This is a genomic window from Dyella sp. (assembly GCF_035508675.1).
GTDB lineage: Bacteria > Pseudomonadota > Gammaproteobacteria > Xanthomonadales > Rhodanobacteraceae > Dyella_B.
Genome location: NZ_DATJMN010000220.1, coordinates 13,300 through 39,222 on the forward strand (window position 1 = coordinate 13,300; position 25,923 = coordinate 39,222).

General features: G+C 62.6%; 24 protein-coding genes and 1 pseudogene. 8 read left to right on the forward strand and 17 right to left on the reverse strand.

Annotated elements, in window-relative coordinates; all coding sequences use genetic code 11:
* The first annotated feature begins 2 nt into the window (after window positions 1-2).
* Genes VMA74_RS11600 through VMA74_RS11610 form a run of 3 tightly spaced genes read left to right on the forward strand, consistent with a single transcriptional unit; the run spans window position 3 to window position 3,010 of the window.
* Window positions 3-743 carry a F0F1 ATP synthase subunit delta gene (locus VMA74_RS11600; protein WP_325367093.1) on the forward strand — a complete coding sequence of 247 codons (741 nt, stop codon included), beginning with the start codon at window positions 3-5 and terminating at the stop codon, window positions 741-743.
* Window positions 736-2,217, forward strand: a complete 1,482-nt coding sequence (locus VMA74_RS11605) for a F0F1 ATP synthase subunit alpha (RefSeq protein ID WP_325367095.1) — start codon at window positions 736-738, stop codon at window positions 2,215-2,217. The genes VMA74_RS11600 and VMA74_RS11605 overlap by 8 nt, the downstream gene beginning before the upstream one ends.
* Complete coding sequence (locus VMA74_RS11610; protein ID WP_325367096.1) at window positions 2,201-3,010, forward strand: F0F1 ATP synthase subunit gamma; 810 nt, start codon at window positions 2,201-2,203, stop codon at window positions 3,008-3,010. Before VMA74_RS11605 ends, VMA74_RS11610 begins: the two co-directional genes overlap by 17 nt.
* Before the next feature lie 93 nt (window positions 3,011-3,103).
* Here the strand turns inward: VMA74_RS11610 and VMA74_RS11615 are convergent, their stop codons facing one another.
* From VMA74_RS11615 to VMA74_RS11645, 7 genes are all read right to left on the reverse strand, one after another.
* Entirely contained in the window at window positions 3,104-4,237 is a 1,134-nt protein-coding gene (locus tag VMA74_RS11615) for an ABC transporter permease (protein WP_325367097.1), read from the reverse strand.
* A gap of 5 nt (window positions 4,238-4,242) precedes the next feature.
* A complete protein-coding gene (locus tag VMA74_RS11620; RefSeq protein WP_325367099.1) occupies window positions 4,243-5,379 on the reverse strand; it encodes an ABC transporter permease in 1,137 nt (378 codons plus the stop codon).
* Window positions 5,376-6,338: an ABC transporter ATP-binding protein gene (locus VMA74_RS11625; protein WP_325367101.1), complete on the reverse strand. Its 963-nt coding sequence runs from the start codon at window positions 6,336-6,338 to the stop codon at window positions 5,376-5,378. Before VMA74_RS11625 ends, VMA74_RS11620 begins: the two co-directional genes overlap by 4 nt.
* On the reverse strand, window positions 6,335-7,273 hold the full coding sequence (locus VMA74_RS11630) for an ABC transporter ATP-binding protein (protein ID WP_325367102.1): 939 nt from the start codon (window positions 7,271-7,273) through the stop codon (window positions 6,335-6,337). The genes VMA74_RS11625 and VMA74_RS11630 overlap by 4 nt, the downstream gene beginning before the upstream one ends.
* Window positions 7,270-8,268: an HlyD family secretion protein gene (locus tag VMA74_RS11635; protein WP_325367104.1), complete on the reverse strand. Its 999-nt coding sequence runs from the start codon at window positions 8,266-8,268 to the stop codon at window positions 7,270-7,272. Before VMA74_RS11635 ends, VMA74_RS11630 begins: the two co-directional genes overlap by 4 nt.
* 426 nt (window positions 8,269-8,694) lie before the next feature.
* The gene (locus tag VMA74_RS11640) at window positions 8,695-9,624 is read right to left on the reverse strand and encodes a DUF2950 domain-containing protein (protein ID WP_325367105.1); all 930 of its coding nucleotides are present in this window, start codon (window positions 9,622-9,624) and stop codon (window positions 8,695-8,697) included.
* 42 nt (window positions 9,625-9,666) lie between these two features.
* The gene (locus VMA74_RS11645; protein ID WP_325367107.1) at window positions 9,667-10,716 is read right to left on the reverse strand and encodes a DUF3300 domain-containing protein; all 1,050 of its coding nucleotides are present in this window, start codon (window positions 10,714-10,716) and stop codon (window positions 9,667-9,669) included.
* Between the two features lie 378 nt (window positions 10,717-11,094).
* Between VMA74_RS11645 and VMA74_RS11650 the strand changes: the two genes are divergently transcribed.
* The 3 genes and pseudogenes from VMA74_RS11650 (at window position 11,095) to VMA74_RS11660 (ending at window position 14,785) form a co-directional block, all read left to right on the forward strand.
* Window positions 11,095-11,457 carry an HPF/RaiA family ribosome-associated protein gene (locus tag VMA74_RS11650; protein WP_325367109.1) on the forward strand — a complete coding sequence of 121 codons (363 nt, stop codon included), beginning with the start codon at window positions 11,095-11,097 and terminating at the stop codon, window positions 11,455-11,457.
* A gap of 320 nt (window positions 11,458-11,777) precedes the next feature.
* Window positions 11,778-13,127: pseudogene (locus VMA74_RS11655) on the forward strand (FAD-dependent oxidoreductase); the annotation flags it as partial.
* A 140-nt stretch (window positions 13,128-13,267) separates the two neighbouring features.
* Window positions 13,268-14,785 (forward strand): asparagine synthase-related protein, encoded by a 1,518-nt coding sequence (locus VMA74_RS11660; protein WP_325367113.1) that lies wholly within the window; start codon window positions 13,268-13,270, stop codon window positions 14,783-14,785.
* 84 nt (window positions 14,786-14,869) lie between these two features.
* Here VMA74_RS11660 and VMA74_RS11665 read toward each other — a convergent pair whose 3' ends face one another.
* Together VMA74_RS11665 and VMA74_RS11670 are read right to left on the reverse strand one after the other, a co-directional pair.
* Entirely contained in the window at window positions 14,870-15,076 is a 207-nt protein-coding gene (locus VMA74_RS11665; RefSeq protein ID WP_325367115.1) for a dodecin, read from the reverse strand.
* Window positions 15,077-15,295: 219 nt separating this feature from the next.
* Complete coding sequence (locus VMA74_RS11670; protein WP_325367117.1) at window positions 15,296-16,087, reverse strand: helix-turn-helix domain-containing protein; 792 nt, start codon at window positions 16,085-16,087, stop codon at window positions 15,296-15,298.
* A gap of 190 nt (window positions 16,088-16,277) precedes the next feature.
* Between VMA74_RS11670 and VMA74_RS11675 the strand changes: the two genes are divergently transcribed.
* Window positions 16,278-16,718: a nuclear transport factor 2 family protein gene (locus tag VMA74_RS11675; protein ID WP_325367119.1), complete on the forward strand. Its 441-nt coding sequence runs from the start codon at window positions 16,278-16,280 to the stop codon at window positions 16,716-16,718.
* A gap of 26 nt (window positions 16,719-16,744) precedes the next feature.
* Here the strand turns inward: VMA74_RS11675 and VMA74_RS11680 are convergent, their stop codons facing one another.
* From VMA74_RS11680 to VMA74_RS11700, 5 genes are all read right to left on the reverse strand, one after another.
* Window positions 16,745-18,631 (reverse strand): AI-2E family transporter, encoded by a 1,887-nt coding sequence (locus tag VMA74_RS11680; RefSeq protein WP_325367121.1) that lies wholly within the window; start codon window positions 18,629-18,631, stop codon window positions 16,745-16,747.
* 93 nt (window positions 18,632-18,724) lie between these two features.
* Window positions 18,725-19,552 carry a hypothetical protein gene (locus tag VMA74_RS11685; RefSeq protein WP_325367123.1) on the reverse strand — a complete coding sequence of 276 codons (828 nt, stop codon included), beginning with the start codon at window positions 19,550-19,552 and terminating at the stop codon, window positions 18,725-18,727.
* A gap of 286 nt (window positions 19,553-19,838) precedes the next feature.
* Window positions 19,839-20,630 carry a thioesterase II family protein gene (locus VMA74_RS11690; protein ID WP_325367124.1) on the reverse strand — a complete coding sequence of 264 codons (792 nt, stop codon included), beginning with the start codon at window positions 20,628-20,630 and terminating at the stop codon, window positions 19,839-19,841.
* A 234-nt stretch (window positions 20,631-20,864) separates the two neighbouring features.
* The gene (locus VMA74_RS11695) at window positions 20,865-22,313 is read right to left on the reverse strand and encodes an MBL fold metallo-hydrolase (protein ID WP_325367126.1); all 1,449 of its coding nucleotides are present in this window, start codon (window positions 22,311-22,313) and stop codon (window positions 20,865-20,867) included.
* Between the two features lie 99 nt (window positions 22,314-22,412).
* Window positions 22,413-22,745 carry a high-potential iron-sulfur protein gene (locus tag VMA74_RS11700; RefSeq protein ID WP_325367128.1) on the reverse strand — a complete coding sequence of 111 codons (333 nt, stop codon included), beginning with the start codon at window positions 22,743-22,745 and terminating at the stop codon, window positions 22,413-22,415.
* A 157-nt stretch (window positions 22,746-22,902) separates the two neighbouring features.
* Here VMA74_RS11700 and VMA74_RS11705 point away from each other — a divergent pair, with 157 nt between their 5' ends.
* On the forward strand, window positions 22,903-24,288 hold the full coding sequence (locus tag VMA74_RS11705) for a cytochrome C (RefSeq protein WP_325367130.1): 1,386 nt from the start codon (window positions 22,903-22,905) through the stop codon (window positions 24,286-24,288).
* A gap of 388 nt (window positions 24,289-24,676) precedes the next feature.
* On the opposite strand, the gene VMA74_RS11710 is transcribed toward VMA74_RS11705, so the two are convergent.
* From VMA74_RS11710 to VMA74_RS11720, 3 genes are all read right to left on the reverse strand, one after another.
* Window positions 24,677-24,964, reverse strand: a complete 288-nt coding sequence (locus tag VMA74_RS11710; RefSeq protein WP_325367133.1) for a hypothetical protein — start codon at window positions 24,962-24,964, stop codon at window positions 24,677-24,679.
* Window positions 24,961-25,443 (reverse strand): DUF2778 domain-containing protein, encoded by a 483-nt coding sequence (locus VMA74_RS11715; protein WP_325367135.1) that lies wholly within the window; start codon window positions 25,441-25,443, stop codon window positions 24,961-24,963. The genes VMA74_RS11710 and VMA74_RS11715 overlap by 4 nt, the downstream gene beginning before the upstream one ends.
* A gap of 157 nt (window positions 25,444-25,600) precedes the next feature.
* Window positions 25,601-25,923 (reverse strand): hypothetical protein (locus tag VMA74_RS11720; protein ID WP_325367137.1); only part of this gene is annotated, 323 nt, incomplete at its 5' end.

Sequence of the window (25,923 nt, forward strand, 5' to 3'; positions counted from 1 at the left end):
CCATGAGCTTCGACTGGTCCACCTTCATCCTGGAAATCATCAACTTCCTGGTGCTGGTGTGGCTGTTGCGGCACTTTCTGTATCGGCCGGTGCTGTCGATGATCGAGCAGCGCCAGCACGCCGTACAGAAAACGCTGGATGACGCCCAGCGTGCACGCGACGAAACGAACACGCTGCAGGCGGACTACCAGGCGCGCAACACCCAATGGCAAACCGAGCTGGCGCAACGACGCCAGCAGCTTGGCAACGAGCTGGAAGCAGAGCGGCAGCAACGGCTGCAAGCCTTGCAGGCGGACATGGCAGCGGAACGCCAGCGCCAAGAAACGCTGCGCCAGCACGAGCAAGCCGCCTATGAAAAAGCCGTGCAGGCGCGTGCGGCGGCACAGGCGGCGCAATTTGCGTCACGCATGCTGCACGAACTGGCTACACCGGCCTTGCAGCAACGCATGCTGGAGGTGGCGCTGAAGCAGCTCGCCGCGTGGCCGCCGGAACGTATTGCTGCGTTGCGCACGGCGCTGGGCAGCGCCGATGCCGCCGTGGTCCGCAGCGGCTTCCCGCTCACTACAGAGGAGCAGGCGCGCATTGGCGCAGCCTTGACCGCCATCGCCGCACCGCACGCGGTGCAATACAGCGAGGATGCGACACTCGTCTGCGGCGTGCGCATCAGTATCGGCGCCTGGGAACTCGACGCCAGCCTGGCTGGCGAGCTGCGCGCCTTTGCCGAGGCCGACGGCCATGGCTGATGCACAGCTGGCGCTGGACCGGCGCGAACACTGGCTGGCCGACTACCGCTTCGGTATGCGCATGCATGAATGCGGCACGCTGGTGTCGGTCGGCGATGGCGTGGCGTGGATCACCGGCCTGCCCTCTGCGGGATTGGAAGACATCGTGGTACTGGAAGGCGGTGCCGAAGCCTTGATCTATCACCTGGCGCCGGAACGCATCGGCGTGATCCTGCTCGATGCCGATGCGCGCCTGCATGCCGGCGCGCGCGCCACGCTCAGTGGGCGGCAGTTGCAGATCGGCATCAGCGACGACTGGCTTGGCCGCGTGCTGGACCCGCTGGGCCGTCCGCTGGATGGCGGCGACGCGCCGCGCGCCGACAGCTTGCGCACCATCGACGGCATGTCGCCACCGCTGATGCGCCGCGCCTTTGTGCAGCGCCCGCTGTACACCGGCAACAAGATCGTCGACACGCTGATTCCGATCGGGCGCGGGCAACGCCAGCTGATCATCGGCGACAACGGCACGGGCAAAAGCGCGCTAGCGCTGGATACCGTGCTGCGCCAGCAGGGCGAAGGCGTGCGTTGTGTCTATGTACTGATCGGCCAGAAGCGTTCCGACGTGGCTGCCACGGTGGCCGTACTGCGCGAGCATGGCGCGCTGGCTTATTGCACGGTGATCGTGGCCAATGCGAACGCACTGCCCGGCATGAAATACCTGGCGCCGTTCGCCGGCTGCACCGTGGCCGAGACGTGGATGGAAGCCGGCCACGACACGCTCGTCATTTACGACGACCTGAGCACGCACGCCAAGGCCTATCGCGAACTATCGTTATTGCTGCGCCGTCCGCCGGGCCGCGAAGCGTATCCGGGCGACATCTTCTATCTGCATGCACGCCTGCTGGAACGCGCCACCGCCCTGTCCGCGCAGGAAGGCGGCGGCAGCATGACCGCCCTGCCCCTGGTGGAAACCGAACAAGGTGAAATCGCCGACTACATACCCACCAATCTTATTTCGATCACCGATGGGCAGATCTTTCTCGACCAGCGCCTGTTCGCACAGGGGCAGCTGCCGGCGATCGACGTGGCGCGCTCGGTGTCGCGCATTGGCGGCAAGGCCCAGCATGCAAACATTCGCGACCAGGCCGGCCGCATCAAGCTGGACTATCTGCAATTCCTGGAGCTGGAGGTATTCACGCGGTTCGGCGCCAAACTCGAAGCCGGCGTGGAAGAACGCATCCGGCGCGGACGCGCGCTGCGCCAGGCATTGCGGCAGGCACGCTTCCAGCCGTGGCCTGCCGCGGCGCAGATGGCCTGGCTGGTGGCCTATAACGAAGGCTTGCTCGAACACATCGCGCCCAGCGCGATGGATGCCGCCATGCAAGGCCTGCGCGAGCATTGCCTGCAGGAAACCGTAAACGTCGGCGACCCGCCCGAGGCATGGCGCGAGCGGGTGCATCGCTGGCTGGAGCAAGGCCATGGCCCGGTGGCGTGAACTGGGGCGTCATATCCAGGCGCTCGACGATATCGGTTCGATCATGTCGGCCATGCGCAGCCTTGCCTTCATCGAAGTACGACGGCTGGCCGAAGGCGTTGCGCGACAGCAGGAAACGGTCGGCGCCATGCGCGTTGCGATCGACAATCTCGTTGCGCACTATCCCGAAGCGCGGCCCGCTGTCGTACCGCAACGCGACGTACTCGTCATGATCGGTTCGGAGCGAGGACTGTGCGGGGATTTCGACGAACGCATCGCCTTGTCGTTGAACGCGAACGCCCCGTCCGCGCGCCTGGCAGTGGGGAGCCGGTTATGCCTGCGATTGGATGAGCAAGGCCTCGCCTATGACGCGATACCCGGTGCGGCCGTGATCGAGGATATCCCAGGCGTCATGTTGCAGATCGCATCGGCGATGCGCCGTTTCAACCAACAGGACCATGACATCCGCACCGGCCTGGTGGCCATCCATCACGCCGACGATGGCGCCGTGCGCCACACGCGCATTCTGCCCGTGCCGGTGGCGCCTCCCAAGCAATGCTGGCGCAGCAAGCCGATCCTGCAGCTCGATCCGCCGCAACTGCACGACATGCTGCTCGAGCATTATGTGCTCGCTTCGCTCAATGCGATCCTGTTGGCATCCCTGCTGGCGGAAAACCGCCGCCGACTTGACCAGATGAGTGCGGCGCTCGACCGCTTGCACGAACAGGTCGACAAGCTGGATCGTAAAAGGCGGCGTGCGCGGCAGGAAGCGATTACCGAGGAGGTCGAAATCATCCTGCTTGGGCAAGCGTGACGCAGATAGTCTGTAGGCTCGGATGAAATCCCAGCATTTGTGGGGCGCCGGGTGCGGGGATTTCATCCCAGCCTACGATTCCATCAGACCTCGCTAATCCAGCGACTTGTGGAAGCGAAGCGTCGCCACGCCCATCAGCACTGTCCCGATCACCGCCAACGCCAGTAACTGCGGCGCAAGCACCGTAACGCCCACGCCTTTCAAGAACACCGAACGAATAATGATGATGAAATAGCGCACCGGATTGGCATACGTCAGCCACTGCAGGAACGCCGGCATGCTGGAGATGGGAAAGCTGAAACCGGACAGAATGAACAGCGGATTCACCAGGAAGAAATTGGTCGCGAACGCTTGCTGCTGGGTCTTGCACACGGTGGAAATCATCAGCCCCAGCGAAAGCGTGCTGAGCAGATAGAGCGAGGTGCCCAGCAGCAACACCAGCAAGTTGCCGCGAAACGGCACCTGGAACCATACCGTGCCGACCAAGGTGATGACCGCAACCAGTCCCAAGCCGATAAAGAAAAAGGGAATGGTCTTGCCGACAATCAGCTCGAACGGCCGGATCGGCGTGACCATCAATTGCTCCAGCGTGCCCATTTCGCGTTCCCGCACGATGGCGAAAGCGGTGAGGTTGACCACCATGATCAGCGTGATGGTGGCGATCACGCCGGGCACGAAAAACCAGCGGCTGTTGAGGCTGGTGTTGTACCAGGGACGATCGTCCAATGTGACGTGCACCAGGGTGGGCGTGAGCCCGGGATCGATGCGCCCGATCAGGTCGTTTTGATACCCCTGCGAATACGTGTTGACGATCGCGCCGACGTAGCCCAGGGCGATCAGCGCGGAGTTGGAATTGGTACCGTCCACCAGCACCTGCACCGGCGCCGGCTGGCCTTTGCGCAGCAACCTGGCATAGCCGGCATGCACGATGATCGCCACCGCGGCGCTGCTGTCGTCGATGGCAGCCTCCGCTTCGCGCTGGGACGCCGCCGTGCGCACGATGCTGAAGTGCGGATTGTTGGCGAACTCCGCGATCAGCGCCCTGCTCTCCTGCGAATGATCCAGATCCAGCACCGCGGTGGACACGCCGAACACCTCGAACGTGGCCGCGTAACCGAACACCAGCACCTGCACCAGGGGCGGCACCAGCAAGCGGAAACGCGCCCAACGGTCACGGCGGATTTCGAGAAACTCCTTGATCAGAATGTGCCAGATACGCTCGAGCATGGCCGTCACCCGATACGCTTGTGGAAGGCGCGCGCGGCCAGCCACGCCATCGCCACCGCGTAACCGGTCAGCGCCAGCACCGGCAGCCATAGCTCGTACAGGCTCGATCCCTTGAGGAACAGCGATTTCAGGATCGTGACGTAATAGCGCGCATAAATGCCGTAGGTGATCAGCCGTATCGCCGCGGGCATCTGGTCGATCGGAAAGGCATAACCGGAAAGCAGCGAGATCGGCATGATGGTGAGGAACAGCGCGATCTGGCTGGCGCCGATCTGGTTGGGAATCGCCACCGAAACGAAATAGCCCACGCTCAGCACCACTACCAGGAACAACGAGGTGGTGAACAGCAGCGCACTGAGTTCACCGCGGAACGGTACGCCGAACCAGAACACCGCAACGACCAAGCAAATGAGCGCATCCACCATGCCGATGAAGAAATACGGCAGCAGCTTGCCGAACAGCAGCTCCATCGGCGTCACCGGCGTGGAGATCAGCAACTCCATCGTGCCGCGCTCCCACTCGCGCGCGATCGTCAGCGACGTGAGCTGCGCGCCGACCAGCGCCAGCACCAGCGCCACCACGCCCGGAATGATGAAGTTGCGGCTTTCCAGGTCTTCGTTGAACCAGACGCGCGATTGCTCGGCCACCGGCGCCGGCAACAGCGGCATGCCGGTGGTGCGTTCGACCAGGTTGAGCTGCACGTCGCTGGAGAAGCCGGCGACCACCGCATCGGCGTAGGCCGTCGCCAGCGTGGCCGTGTTGTCGTCGGTGGCATCCACGATGGCCTGCACCGAAGCATGCCTTTCAAGCATGATTTGCCGCGAAAAATCCGCCGGCACCACCAGCGCCATGCGGCAGGTGCCGTCGTCCATCACTTGCCTGATCTCACGATCGTTGTGCAGATCGCGCACGATCCGGAAATACGGCGACGCCTGCACATGCTTGAACAGGCTCTGGCTGAACTGGCTGCCTTCCTGGTCGTACACGCAGACCGGCACGTGGGAGATATCCAGGTTCACGCCATAACCAAGCAGGAACAGCTGCATGATCGGCATGGCCAGCGCCAGCATCAGGCTGCGCGGGTCACGCATGACCTGCAGCAACTCCTTCACGGCCAGGGCGCGGATGCGGCGAAGTTTCATGCGGCCGCTCCCGTGTTGTGCGCCTGCATGCCGATCATCCGCACGAAAGCGTCTTCCAGCGTCGGCTCGATGCGTGCCACGGACACCTCGCCGATCCCATGCCCCGTCAGGTAGGTCGCCAGCGGCTGGCTCTCTTCATCGGCATGGGTCAGCAAGGCATGCACCACGCTGCCGAACACCGCCACGTCGCGTGCCGGCGCATAGGCAGCAAGCGCCTCCAGCAGTTGCCCCAGCGGCGTGCCGCAGATCTGCACCAGCTCGCCATCCAGTGCGCGATGACGGATGTTTTCCGGGGTGTCCAGGGCGACGATGCTGCCGCGGTTGATCAGCGCCACGCGGTTGCAGTATTCGGCCTCGTCCATGTGATGAGTGGAGACGAGCACGGTGACGCCATCGGCCGAAAGATCGTGGATCAGATCCCAGAACCGGCGCCGGGAAAGCGGATCGACGCCCGAGGTCGGTTCGTCCAGCACCAGCACCTTGGGCCGATGCAGGATCGCGCACCCCAAGGCGAGACGCTGCTTCCAGCCGCCGGCCAGGTCCTGCACCGTTGTATTGGCGTGCTCGGTCAAACCGGCCAGCTGCAGGGCGCCCTGGATGCGTTCGCCGATCAGCTGGCGCCCCACGCCGTACACGCCGCCGAAGAACTGCAGGTTCTCCAGCACCGAAAGATCGTTGTACAGGGAGAACTTCTGTGACATGTAGCCGATGTGCTGGCGCACCGCCTCCGGATCATGCGCGACGTCGATGCCATCGACCGTGATATGCCCCGACGTCGGCCGCAACAAGCCGCACAGCATGCGGATCACTGTCGATTTGCCGGCGCCGTTGGGGCCGAGGAAGCCGAGTATTTCGCCTTTCGCCACCGCGAAACTGACGTTGGCCACGGCGTCGAAATCGCCGAAGCGCTTGCATAGCGCCTGCACCTCGATGGCCGGTGCCGTCGGCATGGCGCTCATGGCTTCGCGCCTGCGTCGCCCAGCAGCGCGACGAACAGGTCCTCGATCGACGGCGCCACGATGCGCGCGTCGTCATAAGGCACGCCGCTGTTGTGCAAATGGCCTTCCAGCTCGGCAAGGCGCTCGGCCTGGTCCATATGCACGTGCACGCCGTTGCCGATCAACAGCACGCTCACCACGCCGGCATGGCCTTGCAGCGCATCGCGCAACGGCCGCGGCGTGGAGGTGACGAACTCGGCCAAGGCGCCCGGCATGCGGGCGCGCAAGGCGACCGGCGTATCGCAATACAGCATGCGACCGCCGTGCAGCAGGGCCAGCCGGTCGCAACGTTCCGCTTCGTCGAGATAGGCGGTGGAAATCAACAAGGTCACGCCTTCGGCGCGCAAGCCGTAGAGAATCTGCCAGAACTCGCGACGGGAAAGCGGGTCCACGCCGGTGGTGGGCTCGTCCAGCAGCACGATGCTTGGCGCATGCACCAGCGAACAGGCCAGGCCCAGTTTTTGTTTCATGCCGCCGGACAGCTGGCCGGCCAGGCGCTTGCGGAAATGTTCCATGGACGACGCCGCCAGCAGGCGCGCCGCGCGTTCTTCGCGCAGCTTGCGCGGCACCGCGAACAAGTCGGCGTAGAAGCGGATGTTTTCGTCGACGGTGAGGTCTTCGTACAAGCCAAAGCGCTGCGGCATGTAGCTGATGCGTTCGCGCACCTGCTCCGGTTGCGCCACTACGTCGATGCCATCGACGTTCACGCTGCCCTCGTCCGGCGCCATGACCGCGGCAAGCATGCGCAGCGTCGTCGTCTTGCCGGCGCCGTCGGGCCCGACCAAACCGAAAATCTCGCCGCGCTTCACCTCAAGACCGAGCTTGTCGACCGCGGTGAGCGGACCGAACCGCTTGGTCAAGTTCGACACCGCCACGGTGATGTCGTGTGCGTTCACGGCGAGAAATGAAAGCTGACGTCCGCCGGCATGCCCGGCACCAGCTCATGCTTCGGATTTGCGATGTCGATGCGCGTGCGATACACCAGGGTGACGCGCTCGGCATGGGTTTCCACGCTCTTGGGCGTGAACTCCGCCTGCTCGCTGATGAACGATACGCGGCCCGGATAAACCCGCCCGGGAAAGTTGTCGGTGGTGACATCGGCGGCTTGCCCGAAGCGCACGCGCCCTACATCCGGCTCGTTGATGTAAGCGCGCAACCAGACGTGATCCAGGTCGGCAATGGTCACCACCGGCGTACCCGGTATGACGACCTCGCCCAGTTCCGCCTGCCGCACCAGGATCACGCCGTCGATGGGCGCCACCAGCGTGGTGTAGCTTTCGGTGATCTGCGCGAGCTTCAAGGCTTCCTTGGCATCAGCGACATTGGCGGCGGCCAGCTGCAGGTTGCCTTCCGCGGCTTTTTCCAGCGCGCGATCGCGTTGCAAGGCAGCGTGTGACTCGCGGACGGCGGCGTCGGCCAGGTCACGGCTGTCCAGCGACACATAGCCTTTGACGGAAAGCTGCTGCATGCGCGAGTCATTGAGCGTTTTGTAGCGGAGGTCCGCCTCGTCGGCGCCAAGCACTTTTTGCGCGGCGGCCAGGTTGCTGCCGGCAGCGGCCAGGGCGCGCTCCTGCGAAACGACATTGGCCTGGGCGATCGCGACTTGCTGGCGATAGTCCGAGTCGTCCACACGTGCGATCAGGGTGCCTTTCTTCACCCATTGCCCTTCGTCGAACGGCAGCGCCACGATGCGCGATTGCACGCTCTTGAAGCTGAGCACGCTTTCGTGCGCTTCGATGTTGCCGGAGAGCACCAGCGTGGAGGATGGCGCATGGCCGAACCAGCGCACGAACATGCCGCTGCGAAGAGCCCAGTAGGAGACGCCTGCCAGCGCCAGGGCGATCGCGCTGACGGTGATCGTGCGCTTGCTGATGCGATATCGATGGTCCATGCGGCGGCAAAGGGTGGGGGCGATGCCTGCAGTATCGAAACCGGATCGATCCTAGGTGTTGATGTGTATCAATCGCATCGTTGTCGGCGTCGCCGGCGCAGGAAAGCTGGGATTGTCATCCAGCCTAAGTGCTTGACGGGACTTGGACCTCTGGCGCCTGAACTTAAGCGTATTTCCCGACGCTTGTAGTGATGTACTCCCTCCCCTGCGAAGTAGGGGAGGGTTGGGGTGGGGTTGCTTGTCCTTTAGCGTGCAGCCGAACGTTGCTATGGCTTCTGATAACAAGAAGCACTGTGGCAACCTCGGGCTCTTGCCGCTCGCTGCGCTCGCACCCCACCTCAGCCCTCCCCTACTTCGCAGGGGAGGGAGCACATCGCGGCAAGCCATGGAGCAATGACGCTTAAGCTGGTGCCCTTGTCCTTAGGGCTATGGCCCATCCTTTTTCCAACTCGCATCCGGATCGAACGCCATCATGGCTACCGCCGTCTTGCTGGTGTTTTCGCCCAGGTCCTTCGCGTAAACCGTGCCGTCACGATCGACGATGAACGTCATGATGCCGGATGCGCCGTATTGCGCCGGATAAGCAAGCACGGCGAACCCGGCCATCAACTTGCCGTGGACGATGTAGTCGCGCTCGCCACCGGCGGCCGCTTTTCCTTGCCGCGTAAGAATGCGGTAGTAATAGCCGTGATAAGGCGCGAGCGGCCCGCTTTTGGCATGGTTGTAGCCTTCGGCCGCAGCATCGGCCACCAACCGACCCAGCGGACTGGCTGGCGCCGTCCCAGCGGCAAGCCAATACAAGCCGTTGTGATGGCCAGGCGAACTCGCCAGCAACGCGGTGTAGACGGGCATGCCGTCGCTATCCAGATGTTCGGTGGCGTATTGGTGTTCGGCCGCCACGATCGCGCTGCATACGCGCATGGCGGACAATTCGTTGCGACCGATGCGCCGGCGAAGTATCTCCTGCTCACCCGCTTGCGTATCGAACGTCCAGCTGTCGCCGTGTTTCACCAATGGGATCGGCATCGGCCAGTCGTCCTTGCCGACAATCAGGGTTTCGGCATCCGTGCCACTGGGCACCAGCTTGTGCCGTTCGTCGTACGCGGCGCTGAAGCGCTGGCGATTGCGCGCGTCCGCGACATCGTCGCCGGAATGCAGAAGCTGGCCGGCATCGGCGCCGAAGATGGCCTGCAATGCAAGCAGATCGTTCGTTTTTGCCGCTTGCGCCAGTGCCTGCGCCGCCGCTTCAGGGGTAGCGAACGATCTCACCGGCAATGGCCCCATGCCTGTCGCCGCGGATTGCCCCATCACCGTTGCGGCATACGCTGCCGTCAACGCCAGTACCAAACGAATCATGCTGTATTTCATGGCGTCCACCGCGTAGCCGAAGAATCGTTGTCAATGGCCATGGCGTCCACCGCCACCACCGTGGAATCCGCCGGATCCGCCATGCCCTCCACCCATGCTGGCGCCACCGCGGGCGCTGCTGGCGCGCGTATCCGGACCATGACCGACGTTCTCGAACGCGCCGCCATGCTCTTCACCGCGCTCTTGGTAGACCGGCGCCGCTTCGCGTCCGCGGTATGGCTCGAAGCTGTTGGGCGTGGCCGCGGGCGGGCGGCGGAACTGATGATCCAGCGCCTGGTTGCGGTACGGCACGCCGCGGCGATGGCCGGGATCGTGGTTCCACGCACGGCTCCCTGCACCACCTTCATGGCCATACCAACGGCCGCGATCGATGTCATACAGGCGATGATGCGGCCAGTCCCAGCGGCCGAAAAAGAAATCCACGCCCACCACGAAGCCCACGCCCCAGGCAATGCAGCCATTGCAGTCATAGCCGTACCAGGGACCCCAGTAAATCGGTGGATACAACGGCCACCACCATGGGCCATAGATCAGGTTGGGGTCGTAATACGGCACGTAGACGATGGTGTCGTTGCCGGGCTCGATGGTGACGTCGTCACCCTGCTCCTGCACCAGCACCTCCCCGTTGGATGACAGGTTGCCGGCCTGTTGCGCCTTGCGGCGCAAACCTTGCACGGTATCCATCACCTGCTGCTGTTGCGCCAGGAAGGCATCGCCAAGCCGCTCGGTCCAGTCGATTTTCTGGTCCATCGTCTGCAGGATCTGCGGAAAGGCGACCAGCGATTTCACGCTGGCGTCCCAATCCTTGTCCGCGACGGCGCGCACCGCCTCGTCACCGCTCAGGTTCGGGTTGTCGCGCGACCAGCGCGCCGCTTCCACCACTTCCAGCGGATACGTAGCGGCCATCAGCACGTGCGCCAGCAGCGGGTCCGGATACAGCGCGATCGGCGCCAGCATCTGGTCCAGTTCCTGCTGGCTGAAAGGAGGGTTTCCCTCCGGATGCAGGCTGCCCTGGGACCATGCGCCGCCAAGCGGCAGCAGCAACAACAAGATCAATAGAAAGCGCACGTAATGCTTCATGGCTCGCATATTCCGACAAGCTTTTGGCGGGTTTCGCCTCCAGTCGGGCTTGATAAAAACACCTTCGGGCGGTGGTGACGTTGAGCCACGTCAATTGCGTTTCGATATGCGCAGGCCGGGGTGCGGTCCGGGTGTCCAGGGGTATGGTGACGCCGGCATTTCATCCCGGCCTGCGCGGACTTGATTTCGATCAATGCAGCGCATTCGCCCGCCTTCCATGATCGCGCCGAGGCCATTGCCTGGCTCGAACGACGCGCTACCCCGCAGCTCCGCGAGAGCCCCGATGGCCTCCTGTTTCCCGCCTCCCGCATGGATAAGGCGCCATGCGGGACGCGGGCGTTTTTCTGTCACCCATCGCATTGCGAGGAACGTCCGCTCATGCCCCTGTCCACCACCGTCAGCTTCCATGGACTCGACGCGTCCGAGACGCTGCGCCAAGAAGCCATCAAGCATGCGCAAAACCTGGTGCAGTTCGCCAACGACATCATCCATTGCGATGTAACGTTCCGCGCCGACACCAGCCGCAGGCATCGTCCGCAACGTTTCAGCGTGCAGATAAGCGTGCACCTGCGCCGCCGCACCATCAGCGCATCGTATGGCAACGTGCCTGGTGCGGAAGACCAGGATATCCACATCGCGCTGTCGCGCGCCTTCGATGCCGTGACGCGCTGCATCGAGGATTACGTGCGCCGCCGCCGCGGCGACGTGAAGACGCATACGCCGCTTTATCCGGACCTTTGACTATCTAAAGATGTCATCCCTGCCTACGAAACCGCGTAGCGAAGCGTGTGCAATGCGAGCGATGCTTATTTCTTTTTGAATCGTGCATAAAGCTAATTTTCATTTCTCCACGAAAATTCCACGATGCTTTCTTCACCGCAAAAGCTTCACGTTTTTCGCCACCTGCAATGCTGCAACGACCTATCCTTGCTGCGGCCTTCACGCACATATCACGGCGAGTCGCACAAGCATGGGTGATCGCTTCATGTGTTCTTGATCTTCGCGCTGAGATGCTTGTGAGGACGCATCTTTTTGCGCCAAGCAAATCCTAAGGAACGCAGATGGCCCGGCAAGCAATGACCTTGATCGGCGGCGGCCTGGTTGGCGCGCTGCTCGCACAACTCCTGGCCAGACGCGGTTTTTCCGTTACCGTGTTCGAAAAGCGCGCCGATCCGCGGCACATCGGCTTCACGCGCGGGCGCACGATCAACCTGGCCATTGCCGAACGCGGCTTGCAGGCCTTGCGCACAGCGGGGCTTGCCGATCTGGCATTGCAAAAATCGGTGATGATGCGCGGACGCATGGTGCATCCGCATGATGCGCCGCCCGCATTGCAACGCTACGGCCTCGACGACAGCGAAGTGATCTGGTCGATTTCGCGCAATGGGCTCAATGCGTTGCTGGTCGATGCGGCGGAAGCTGCCGGCGCTACCTTCCACTTCGAGCAGGCGCTGGTGGAGGCCGACATCGATGCGCAATGCATCACGCTGGTCGACGACAACGGTGTGCATCGCGGGCACGATACCGGCGTGCTGGTCGGTGCGGACGGCGCCGGTTCCGCCTTGCGCGCAGCGATGGATGTTCACCAGCCGCTCGGCATTCGCGTCGAGCCGCTCGGCCATGGCTACAAGGAACTGGAAATTCCACCTGCTACCGGCGGCCAGCGCTTTGCCATCGAACCGCATGCGCTGCACATCTGGCCGCGCGGCGGCTACATGTCGATTGCCACGCCGAATATCGCCGGCAGTTTCAATGTCACGCTGTTCTTGCCTTTGCACGGCCCCCATCCCAGCTTCGATACGCTGCGCGACGCTGCCACCGCGAGCGCCTTCTTTGGCCGCGATTTCCCCGATCTGCTGCCGTTGATGCCGCGCTTTGCCGAGGATTACGACGGCCACCCGGTGGGCCGCCTCGCCACGCTTTATCTCGATCGCTGGCACATCGACGGCCGTGCCGTCCTGGTCGGCGATGCGGCGCACGCCATCGCGCCCTTCCACGGCCAGGGCATGAACTGCGGTTTTGAAGACGCCGTGGCGCTGGCCGAACTGCTGGCCGACCGCGGGCGTGACATTGCCGGCGCCTTCGCGCAATTTCAGCAGGTGCGCAAACCGAATGCCGATGCCATCGCTGCCATGACGCTGGAAAACTATGTGGAGATGCGCGACTCGGTCGCCGATCCTCACTACCTGGCCAAGCTCGAACTCGCTGCACGCTTGACGCAATGGGCGCCGCGCTACTTCATGTCGCGCTATCGCATGGTGACGTTCACGCTGCTGCCGTACGCCTACGCGTATGCGCGCGGCCGTGTGCAGAACCAGCTGCTCGAACGCTTGCTGCGCGAATTCTCCAGCCCCGGCCAAGTGCCGCAGGATGTCGCCGTGTCCACGCTGCAGCACGCGCTTGCGCCGCTGTCGCCGTTGCCGGATGCCGCGCCCGCGACGATCGGCGGTGCCGTCCAAGCGACGCCGGCACTGTTTCCGCTGGCCTACGAGGCGTAGCTCGCCCGCATCTCTGCATATCTGCGCACGTTTGAATCCACGTGAGTGACGGCATGGACACATCACTTTTCGAAAGGGCCGAATGGTCGTCTGCCACCAACTGGACGACGTACCTGCATACCAGCCCTTATGCCGGCGCGGCCGATTTCTCGCCGCTGGCCATGCGCCACGCGCAAGGCCACGGCATCGATCCGGTCTCGCTTGCCGATCTGTTGCGCAATGGCTTCGTCTATCCGCCGCACACCATCTACCGCGACGTCAAGAACGTGCAGACCGGCTTCACCCTGCAGCAAGGCGCGGCGGACGAATTCCATTTCCACTTCGCCTACCAATCGGCCTGGGCCGCCGCGCGGCCGGCGCCGGGCACGATCAGCGACGAAGTCTTGCTGCGCACATTCCATCAGCTGCTGAACCAGGCCGTACAACGATCCACCGCCGACATGCGATCGCCCTGGCTGCTGCAGAGCGGCGGCAAGGATTCCACCTCGCTCGCCATCGCCATCGCGGAGGCGCGCCCGGACACCACTTGCATCACCTATCTCGGCGGCAAGGAAGAAGACGAAGTCGACTCGGCGCGTTTCGTCGCGCGCCAGCTCGGCCTGCGCCACGAGGCATGGGTGTGCGACCCGGGCCGCGCCTACGACCGCTACCTGGCGATGGCGCCGCGCATGCCGCTGCTGACGGCCGACTTCGCCACGCTTGCCTATGCCGACATCGTCACCGAGATCGCGCCGCAGCAGGGCGACGGCATCATCGATGCGCTCGGCGCGGACCCTTATTTCGGCGTGCCGCTGCATTTGCGCGACCACTTGCTCTACTGGCTGGCAAGAAGCGCGCGCCTGCCCGGCGCCCTGCTCAGGCACCCGCTCGTCCGCCGCAGCTTCAAGCTGTGCTTTGCGCTCGGCACACTGCAGATGCACGCATTCGAGCGCTACTTCCCCGGTTCGCGCTTCAGCGACAACGAAGTGGATGAACTGTTCGGCGCCAGCCTGTCCGTCTACTCGCGACAACGCATGGAAGCCTACCGCGACGACTTGCAAGCGGCCGAGTCGGCCGAGGCAGTGCGGCGCATCGTGCTCGTGGTGATGGAGGCGGCGGGCTTCGCCAAGGGCATGTACACCGCGCCAGCGGTGGGACTGCGCATGGCCTACCCGTATTGCGACATGCCGCTGTGCCAATGGATTTTCAGCAGCGTGCCGGACGACCGGCTGATCGGCCGCGGCGGCCAGAACAAAGTGCTGGTGCGCCGCTATATCGCGCAGCGCTTCAAATCCTTGCCGTATGTGCAATCCAAGGGCTCGTTCCGCTTCGACGTGCTGGGCCTGGCCACGCAGCGTTTCGAGCAGGTGTATGCGTTTGCCTTGCAGGCGCGCCCGCTGCTGCCGGGCGCGCCGGCGTGGCTGGAAAAGCATCGCCGTTGCCTGGACAACAAGTTCTTCGCATCCAAGTTCTACCTGCTCGCCGTCACGCTGCCGTGGCTGCTCAGCCGCCTGGATCAGCCCGCGACGGCTGCACCGGAAGCGCCGCCGTCGGATGCGGATCGCGCCGATGCGCTGGTTTCTGCTTTGTAAGCCGGAAGGAAATCCCAGCTTCGCGATACAACAAGACAGCTGGGATTTCGTCCCAGCCTACGACGGCAACGCGCGCATGCGCCCTTATTCGAGCGTAAACCCCACCTTCAGCGTGACTTGCCAATGCGCCACCTTGCCGCCCTCCACATGCCCTCGGATGTCCTTCACTTCAAACCAGCGGATGTCGCGAACGGTCTTGGACGCCCGCTCGATGGCGCAGCGAATCGCCTCGTCGCTGCTGTTGTTCGAAGAACCGGTGAGTTCAATCGACTTGTAGACATGATCGGTCATGACTGGGTCTCCATGGGTGACGGGCACTGGCGCGTCCATCATGTACTCCCATCACGCACGCGCCGAGTGAAAGAATCGTTGCGTCACCGCGCGCGATGGCTCGTTCGCCGATGCGCGGGTGTTCGCCTTGCAGGCTGGGATAAAATCCCGGCTTGCTTGTTGCATCCAGCCTGTATGGTATTACGGCATGCATGAGCCGCGCGCTTCAATTCGGGTACGTCAGGCCAACGGCTCGGCGTATTCGGTTGGAGAACAGCCGACCAGCTTCTTGAAGTCATTGATGAAATGCGATTGATCGAAGTACCCCAACTCCTGCGCAAGATCCGTCCATTCCGCTCGTGTTCCCGCAGCCACGCTTTCGAGCGCTTCATATATTCGATAGCGCTTGATCACCCAGCGCGGGCTGGCACCGACGTATCGGTCGAACAATCGTTGCAGCGTTCTCTCCCCGATGCCACACCGGACGACAAGATGCTCGACACGCGTCACGCTGCGATCCCTCGCGATCTGCTCGACGGCGTGCCGCGCGTCGTCCACGCGTGGGTCTCTCGACGGAAGATGCGCCGCAAGGAAGTTCGCCGCCGCCTGGACCATGTGCCTGTCCTGTGGGCACGTCAACACTTCCTTCTCGGCGGCGGCGGCGTTGGAGAAAACCTCGGCAGCCAAAATAGAGGTGTTTGAGATCCCGGATACGGGCCTGCGCAAAAAAGGATAGAACGCGCCGGGGTGGAACTTGATGCCGAAGATGCAGCCCTTGCCTTCTAGCTGCCGAACGAAGCGACTCAACTGCACGCCGTAGATGCGGGAGCGGCCCGGCGCGAAAACCACGTGGACACTGGGATGCGGAAGAACCTCCCTCGTTTGCGGCACGTCCGATTCGAATTGCCAGTGTTCCAACCAGAAATGCGCTACCCAGTCGGCAAGCGCGGCCGGTGGTGCATAGCGTCTGTGATGATAGGCACCCGGTGGCGGCGAATGCCGCAGAATCCCGCAGCCCTGCCCGAATTCCATACCGGGCGCCGCGACAGGTTGCGTTGGCGACCCTATCTCAAGGTGTCGGGTTTTTCCAATCATTGGCCCATACCGTCAGGGTAATGTCGACGCCGGCTCTGCGGCCATTCATCACACCGAGTTTCATCCTACTCCGGATCGAATTTCGGAGCCGCCGCCCTTTTTGCCATTTTGCATGGAGCGTCCCAACATGAAAGCAGCAGCGATGATTCTCCTGGGCCTGATTTCCGCCGTCGCCAACACGGCGGCATCGGCTGGCTCAGGCGGCGACAGCAAGTCTATGGATCCGGTTCGCTTGAAATTTGCAGCGTTCAACCAACACGATGCCGCCACCATCGAAAAAATCTATGCGAATGATGCAACCCTGCATAGTCCGGACTACCCCAACCTGGCGGGCAACCGACAGATCGCTGATACTTATCGCCGATTATTCGACGCCATTCCCGACGCCAAAGACAACGTGGAAACGCTCGAGCATTCGCCAGACCACGTCTACGCTCAATTTATCCTGGCGGGTCATTTGAAGGGTGCGCAGGACAAGCCGATAAGCGTGCGGATCATCTCGGTCTACGCGGTCAAAGACGGCCACATCGTCGATGACTCGACCTACTACGATCGAAAGACGCCTTAGCGCCTGTTCACTACCTTAGTGTTGCCTTAAGGCATGAATTTCTTGAGCGTGTACTGCGCGGCCTCTTCGAACGAACGAGCGACGAGATCGATATGCGCACCTGTTTTCGGCTGCACCGGTTCTTCCAGCAAATTGGGCAGGATGACGACGACGATGGTGGCATCCGCATATCGTCGCCGCAGTTCCTGCGTTACTGCGTCGGCCCGCTCCCATTCGCTGGCCACGTCGCCGATCACCACTTCCACTAGGGACACGGCGTTGGGCGTGGCTTCGGGATGGTTTTCCTGCTCGAATGCCTCCACGTCCTGCATCGAGACATGGCGTGCATCGATGTGCAGTACCCGCAGGATGCGTACCAATACTTCGGTCAACAGATCGTCTTCGCGCACGCCGGTATCGATGCAAAGCACGATCGACCCCGGCGCCACCGCCAGCGGTCCTTGCCAGCGCCCGCTGACCCGCTCGCGCTGCTGGCGCAGGTAATGCCCGATATTGTCGTTGTCGAGCACGGAGGTGCGGCGGCGCCAGCGCGGTTGCACGGGCGTGTCGCGGCCGAGCGTTTCGATCACCCGTACCACCGTGTTGCGCGCCCTGCTCAATTGATCCGGACCGATCGCGCCTTGCCGCAGGTCCATCTGTGCAAGCTGGAACGCCGGCAGCAGCACTACGTCGCAATACCTGGCAAACGATTTCTGCCGCAGGAATTCGCGCGCGGCGGCGATGATTTCATGGGAATCACCCGATAGCGCGCGCTGATAGAAGCGTTGCGGCATGGTCAGAGCCGGCGTGTCGCCGAGCATGATTTCCAGCAGCGTGAGCGAGCGAACGTGCCGCCCCGCCACCACCAGGCACAAGGTCAACGGCGTGGACAGCACCAGTCCCATCGGCCCCCACAGCCAGCTCCAGAAAATGGCCGCCACCACCACCGCCAGCGGCGACAAGCCGGTGGCATGCCCGTAAAGCTGCGGCTCCACCAACTGGCTGACGATCACTTCCACCACGGCGAACAGGCCGATCGTCAGCAGCATCAGCGACCAGCCCGGCGTGACCGCCGCCGCCAGCAAGGCCGCCAACAGCGCCGCCAGCCACACGCCCACATATGGCACGAAGCGCAGCACCGCGGTAAGCGCGCCCCATAGCAGCGCATTGGGCAGCCCGATCGCCGCCAGCCCCAGCCAGATCGCCAGCCCCACGCCAAAGTTGACCGAAAACTGCGAAGCGAAAAACCGCGACAGCCGCTGCCCTGCATCGTTGATCGCCACGGTGGTGGCACGCAGATCGGTACCGCCGAGCACGCGGATGAAGCGATCGCGCAAGGATTCGTATTCGAGCAGGATGAAGACCAGCACCACCAGCACGATGCCGGCCGTTTCCAGCGGGCTCCACAGCGACGACAGCACGCTTTTTATCGCCTCCCAGGGTCCGCTGCTAAGGGTCGGCAGTTCCTCCGGCGCCACATAGGAAGGCGCGGCGGGCGTTTGCGCCATCTCCCCGGCGCCTTCGCTCTTGGCACCCAACGCATTGAACAACCGGCCTGCTTCGCCGCGCATCGCCTGCATGCGGCCGATGGTGGCGTCGTGCAACAGTTGCAGCTTGGTGTGGATGGTTCGCTCGTACTGCGGAAGGCTGGCGGCCAGGTGCACAATCTGCGAGCCGATCACCGTCATCAAGCCGGTGGCGAGCAACGCCAGCAGCACTACCGCCACGAGTACGGCATAGGCATGTCCCAAGCCGATCCGCTGCAGCACGCGTACGAAGGGCGCCATCATCAGGGCCAGGATCATGGCCAGGATGATGGGTACCAGCACGTCCTTGCCGAAATACAGCAAGGCCAGCACCACGCCCGTCGCAATGACGATCAAGGCGCGATGGCTGACGCGCGACAGGGGCAGCGGCTCGGGTACGACAGGCATGGTGGACGAGGATTCCCGGTACGGCGTACGGCGCCGCTATGCTGGAAGTGTGGCAGACAACGGGGGCGTACAAGCGCGCCTGGCGCTGCCCGATCAGGCCGGACCGGGCTTGTCCCCCGCCCCGCGCAGATTCGCGATTTTCCCGAGCAGGCCAAACCAGAACGGCGCCCCGAACAAGGACGAGGATGCCGTGACGAGCCAGCCGGGGAGCATGTAGAGCATCAGGCCGAGCTGGCCGGACCCGTCGCCCCATCCGATCGGCAGGCGGTCGAGCGCCGCGAGCGCATCGCCGGCATCGTGCTCCGCGCCCGGTATCGGCATATGAAAAACACCAGTGGCCGCCATCTTCCACAGGTGGGTCAGCACATGGCTCGCATCGATGTTGAAAGCGACCGCCAACGCCAGCGCAAACACGAACGCCCAGCATTGCGCGTGCCGTTTGTACGCGCCGGAAATCCGCTCCATGCCCGCATCGAACCAGCGGGCGATCTCGGCTTCGAACCGGTCGACATCGCCGGCGGCGCGATCGTATATGCCGCAAAGACAGGTGCGAACTTGCGCGTCGGAGATGTTTTCCAGCACCGGCCGCAGGTTGGCGAAGGCGACCTGGCCTTTCTGCAGCGAATCGAGCATGGCGCGCGAAAAATTCAACGGCGCAATGTACGAGGGCGCCAGCCGCAAGGACAGGCTGCCGATACTTTGCGCACGCCCATTGCCGCGCGGGTTGACCAGCGCGTGGTTGTAGATGTCCAGCACCAGCGAATGGCCGTTCAAGAGCTGGTCGATCCCCTTCAGCAGCGTGCGGGCACGCAACCGGCAGATCGACGCCATGGCTTCCTGAAGGCTGCTTGCCATCAGCGCGACCGAACCGAAGCAGACGATCATGCCGATGGCGACTTCAAGGACGATACTGCCGAACATGATTACTCTCCGTGTTTTACAGCCCAATTAAGCCACGAACTCGTTGTTTGCGAGGTCTGCTCCCTCCCCTGCGACAGCAGGGGAGGGCTGGGGTGGGGTTGCTTGGGCTTTAGCGTGCAACCGAATGCCACCATGGTTTCAAATAGCAAGAAGCAGAAGGCAGCGACGTTTGGTTCCTCGCCGCTCGCTGCGCTCGCACCCCACCCTAGCCCTCCCCTACTTCGCAGGGGAGGGAACGCATTCTGACGAGCGCAAGATACGCGCTCAAGTTGGCGCCATTGATCGCTCATGCACGCTCCCTACCCCGCTGCACTTCGCCATCGCTCCAGCGCGCCAGCAAGTCGTCGATCAAGGCGGCGCGTTGCTGATTGAGATAGAAATGGTCGCCTTGAAAGCTGCGGCAGGCAAACCCCGGTAATGCCCAGCGTCCCCAGCCGAGTATCCGCGAGGGTGTGATATGCGCATCGGCGGTACCGGCGTAGGCGGTGATGGGCAGCCGCAAGGCACTGTCTGCCGGCACCACGTAGCTGTCGATCAGGTTGAAGTCCGCGCGCAGCACCGATAGCGCCATTTGCAGGTAATCGGGATAGTTGAAGATTTCCTTAGGCGTGCCGCCGAAACTTTCCAGCGCGCGCAGCAGTTCGGCGTCGCTCAAGGTGGCGCGCGACCGCTCGCGCCGGCACAACTGCGGCGCCGGGCAAGCCGATACGAACAGGTGTTGCGGCAGCGGCAGGCTGCGTTCGTGCAATTGCCGCGCCACTTCAAACCCGACCATGCCGCCCAGGCTATGGCCGAAGAACGCGAACGGCAGGTCGAGCGGCACCGCCTCGGCCAGCATCATGGCAAGCGTATCAAGCCGATAGAGCGGCGGTTCGGCGGCACGTATTTCCCGGCCCGGAATCGCCGCCGCCCAGACCTCCGTATACGGGGTCACGTGCTGGTGCCAGTCGCGGAACAGCGAGGGACCGCCACCGGCGTGGTGGAAACAGATCAGACGGCGGCGCGCACCGGCGCTCGCACTGAAGCGCCGGAACCAGCGGCCGGCATCAGCCGCGTTCGCCCGCATGCTTACGGTCATAGTCCCCTTCGCCGATCGGTGGTGCACCGCTGCACCTCAACAAGAGCCGGGACGTCTCCGGCTTATGTCCCCAGGCAGTGTGACATTCTGCATCAACTCGACGCGCCGCATAAGCCGGCAAGATGCCATGCCGGCCAAGTCATCGATATCGTGAAGACGGCGTGAAAATGTGTTTTCGCTCCACCCGTACATGCGGGGTCGGCGGCAGTGGGATTTCATCCCGGCATCGACGCGCTACAACAGGATGGCTTCCCCGCGCCCCGGCATCTGATACGCCACCCCTGCCCCGCCCAGCCGCTCCGCCATGGCGCGCATGCCACGCTCGTATTCGCCGTGCACCAGCAGCACGCGCTTGCGTTGGGATGTGCCTAGCCAGTTCAGCAGCGTCGCTTGATCGGCGTGCGCGGAAAACCCGTTGATGGTCCACACCTGCGCGCTCACGCGCACGTCCTCGTTGTAGATGCGCACATGTTTTGCGCCGTCGACGAGGCGCCGCGCCAGGCTGCCTTCCGCGGCATAGCCGACCAGCACCACGCTGCTTCGCTCGCGCCACAGGTTGTGCCGCAAGTGGTGCAGTACGCGTCCGCCCGTACACATGCCGGAGCCGGCCAGGATGATTGCGCCGCTTTCGATGTGGTTGATGGCGATGGAGTCGGCGGTGTCGCGGCAGAAATGCAGATTGGGCATGCCGAAGGGATCGCCGTGCTGAAGTTCCTGCTGGAATGTCTCGCCGAAGCATTCCGGATGCCGGCGGAAAATCTCGGTGGCGGAAATCGCCATCGGCGAATCCATGAACACCGGCGTGTGCGCGGAAAGCATGCCCTGCTGCATACCCTGGTTGAGGTAATACAGAATCTCCTGCGCGCGCTCCAGCGCAAAGGTGGGAATGATCACATTGCCGCCGCGGTCGATCGTTTGCTTGACCGCGCGGTACAGCTCATCCACGGAATCGGGCAGCGCGCGATGCGGGCGATCGCCATACGTGGTTTCCATCACCACATAGTCCGCCTGCGGCGCAGGTTCCGGATTGCGCAGGATCGGCCGGCCCGGATTGCCGAGATCGCCGGAGAAAACCACGCTGCACGGCCGGCCGCCGCCATCCAGTTGCAACAGGATGGAGGCCGAACCCAGGATGTGCCCGGCATCGCGAAACGTGGCGCGGATGCCGTCGGCGATGACGATCTCGCGGTCGTACGCCACGGGCTCGCCAAAGAAGTCCATCGCATGCAGCGCATCATCCAAGGTATACAGCGGCCCCGTATTGGCTACGCCGCGCCGGTGTCCGCTGCGCTGCGCACGTCGCGCGTCCTCTTCCTGCAAGCCGGCAGCATCCAGCATCACGACGCGGGCGAGATCGCGCGTGGCAGACGTCGCCACGATACGGCCGCGGAACCCTTCCTTGACCAGCTTGGGAATTCGCCCGCAATGATCCAGGTGCGCATGCGTAAGCAGCAGCACGTCGATGCTGGCCGGATCGAAGCCGAACGGCTCGGCGTTCGCGCGGTCCTGCTCGCGGCCACCCTGGAACAGGCCGCAATCGATCAGCAGGCGCTGGTTGCCGCATTCCAGCAGATGGCATGAGCCGGTGACTTCCTTGGCCGCGCCATGGCAGGTATAGGTGATGGTGCTTTTGCCTGACGCCTTGCTGCGTGCCGGTCGCGATGATGAGGTCGGAGAAAGCATGCTGTATCTCACTTTCGTTGAATCGGCCGCACGCCGGGATGAAAACCCAGCATCGGGATGCGCAGCAAAGCCGGGATGTCATCCCCCGGTCGACGTAGCTCACGCCTTCTTCGGCGTATACGACGAACACCAGCCCTTTGCGTTCACGGCCTTGCCCGGAAACAACTGGCAGGTGCCATAACCAGCGTCCGGCCCGTGATAGAACTGGCAATTGGCGCAGGTGCTCCCGGCCCGATACAGCGGATTGTTGGATGAGCTGGCGTCCTCGACGTAGTTCATCGCCTTGGCCGTCGGGTCTGCATCGGTGAGATGCGGCAAATCCCCGGCGCGGACGAGCATCGACAGGCCGCCGACACAAGCGCCGCCGATGGTGACCGTTACCAACTGCAGAAACCGGCGGCGCGATTCGGTCGTTGCCTTGAACCGTGACATGGACGTTCTCCGTTTAATGGGGGCAATTCCAATCTAGCGATTGCGCGGCCCACTCGGTTGATCCAAATCAAACGAAACATTTTCAGCCTGAGCAAGCTTTCACCAGCCGGTTCGCAGCTTTATCCAATGCCAGGGCCAATAACGAAGGGGAAAGAACATGGTCGGTCAAAGCACGGGCATACGCACAGCCACACGACGGCTTCCAGCAGGCACGCTGACCCTCATCCTGGGTTTTCTGGTGCTGCTGCTCTCTCCGCTTACCAGTCACGCCGTGCCGTCTTTCGCACGCCAGACGCATCAACCATGCACGGCTTGCCACATCGGCGGATTCGGACCGCAGCTCACGCCTTTCGGCCGCCAGTTCAAGCTGATGGGCTATACGCTCAGCGTAGGCAACGACACCAAAGTGCCGCTGTCGCTGATGGTGGTCGAAACCTATACGCATACGGCGAAAGCGCAAACCTCGCCGCCCGCGAACAACGCCGGCACCAACAACAATACCGAGCTGCAGCAGGCTTCGATCTTCGTCGCCGGGCGCCTGGCCGATAACCTTGGCATTCTTGCGCAAGGCACCTATTCGCAGAACGGCGGCCTGCTGGGCTGGGACAACAGTGATCTGCGTTACGCACGATCGTTTACCGTTGCCGGGCGCCCGGCCATCTGGGGGCTGTCGCTCAACAACAATCCCAGCGTGACGGACGTATTCAACACTGCGCCGGCCTGGCAATTCCCGTACATGGCATCGGACCTTGCCCCCGGCGCACCGGCCGCGCCGATCCTGATGGGCGGCCTTGCACAGCAAGTGCTAGGCATCAACGCCTATACCCAGATCAACAATGCGTTGTATCTGGAGACCGGCATGTATCGCTCGCTGTCGTCCGCATTCCTGCGCGACGTCAATGCCGACTTCAGCGGACGCCTGGCCGGCGTCTCGCCTTATGCACGCCTGGCGTATACCTGGAGCCTGCCTACCGGCAACATCGAACTGGGCGGTTTCGTGTTTGAAGCGGCACGCGGCCAAGTGGGCGTGAACGCGCAAGGCAAGGCGGTGGCCATGGCCGGTCCCACCGACAAATTCCACGATTACGGCATGGACGCCAGCTACCAGCTTTTGAATGGCAGCAAGCACATCATTACGGTCAACGCGTTGTACCTGACCGAGCAGCAGCAACTGGATGCGACGTATCCGTCGGGCGGCTCATCCAACCTGCACGACAACCTGCATGCGCTCAACCTCAACGCCAGCTACTGGTACGAGAACACCTGGGGCATCACGCTGGGCGGCTTCGCCAACGACGGCAGCAAGGATGTGATCCTGTACGGCAACAATGGCAGCCCCAATACCGACGGCGGCATCGCGGAGCTGAACTGGAATCCGTTCGGCAAATCCGACTCCTGGGCACAGCCCTATGCCAACCTGCGCCTTGGCCTGCAATACACCTGGTATACGCGCTTCAACGGGCTGGTCTACAACGTGGACGGCGCCGGGCGACGCGCGTCGGATAACAATACGCTGTACTTCTATGTGTGGCTGGCGTTCTGAGAGGTTGATGCTCGCCGCGGTGCGCGCCCTCCCTGCGGTAGTAGAGGCTGCCCCGGATCAAGTCCGGGGCTCACCACCCGTATCTACGTGCCAGGCGATCCCGCCCCAATCGTCGCAAACGCATCTTGGACAATAAGCATGGCGCCAAGATTGCCCGATGACCACGCTATGAAATCCGTGGTGAGCTGCAATGGGTGACTGCCAATTCGGCCAAGTGCCATTGAAACACCAGCTCAAGAAGTTTTTATTCAGGCATGAAGGCGTTCGAAGTCGCCAATCAATCACAGGTGCTGAGCCACAGTCTGAACGCACCGTTGGCGATGTTCCAAGGGATTCATCCCATCAGCGGCTGTTATATCGTCGAGTGTGATCGATACCAAGCGGCCGATCACCGCGAAGGTCGCCTTTCCGCTCGCCGCCTTATCCATATGTTTACCAGGAGCACAACAATCCCGGCGAAAAGTATAGAAGCTACTAATACAACGAGCAGCGCGATGTTTTCCATATCATCCGGATTCGCAAGGTGATCGTTGCCGGTAAGATGCAGTATGGCTCGTATCCCATCATCCATGAAATCAGGCATGTTCATGGGCAGGCTGTCGTACAGCCCCACCAATATGTAAGCGCCAACCAGTGTGGCAACGATGTTGATTCCCCACCTCAGCAGGCGTTTCATTGCACGACAACCGTACCGTAGGCTTTCATCGTCGTCCCTGGAACTGGAAGATCTGCACCGCGCTTGCGAAGAAATGCTGCGAATTTCTTGAAGCCCTCAATGTCCGTCACGGTAATACATCCTTCGCTCAAGCGCCTAGGTCCCTCTGGGTGAATGCGAAACTGTCCGCGCTTAATTTTCCCAACGAATGTCGTATCACCTGTGGCTGGATTCCACAGCATGAACCACTGCGAATGGTCCGTCGTTCCCCACCCATAGCGGCCCCATAGATCCCACAGCCACCCCATATGGCCGCCTGACTGGCGATCGACAATGTAGTAAGTACCAGGAGGGATGGGACCTATTTCCTCACGCGCGATAGCGTTTGGATTGTCGCGTCCCTTGTTGCGGCCGGAGAATGCTGGCAGCACCCCAACGCCAGGACATTGCAGCAATGACGCAGTCTGATTATTCAGTCTGAATGTGCAGTGGATAGGCATAGGTAATTCCTTTTGTCCATGTCGCGGCAGTCTAGCTGAACTTTGTCGTTCCTGTTGATCACTACTGCAGGACTTCATCGGCCGTTGACGCCGATTTGGCGGCGCTGCGGCTCCAAGCTTGAAACACGCACCACTACTTTGAAAGACCATACTCTCCCTAATCGACCCACGATGAGCTGACCATCCAAACTCGGCGAGCGCACTCATGCCATGCAACGCCTGGTTTCCTTGGTTGACTTAGCAATTTGGTAGCTTCGTATAAGGAGATCGACCCTATGGATAAACCAAAGAGGCCTGCGCAACCGAACGATTCCGAACAAAGCAAGCTGTGACCCTGTAGCAATTCGAAGCCGACCAAACCCACCAGGTTATGGCTGCCGAAAAAGCGCGCCTTGGCACGCGAGGGTATCTCCACCCATTGGCTCAAAAATTTTGAGGCGATCATAATCGGAAGGATGACCACCTCAATAACCAAGAGGG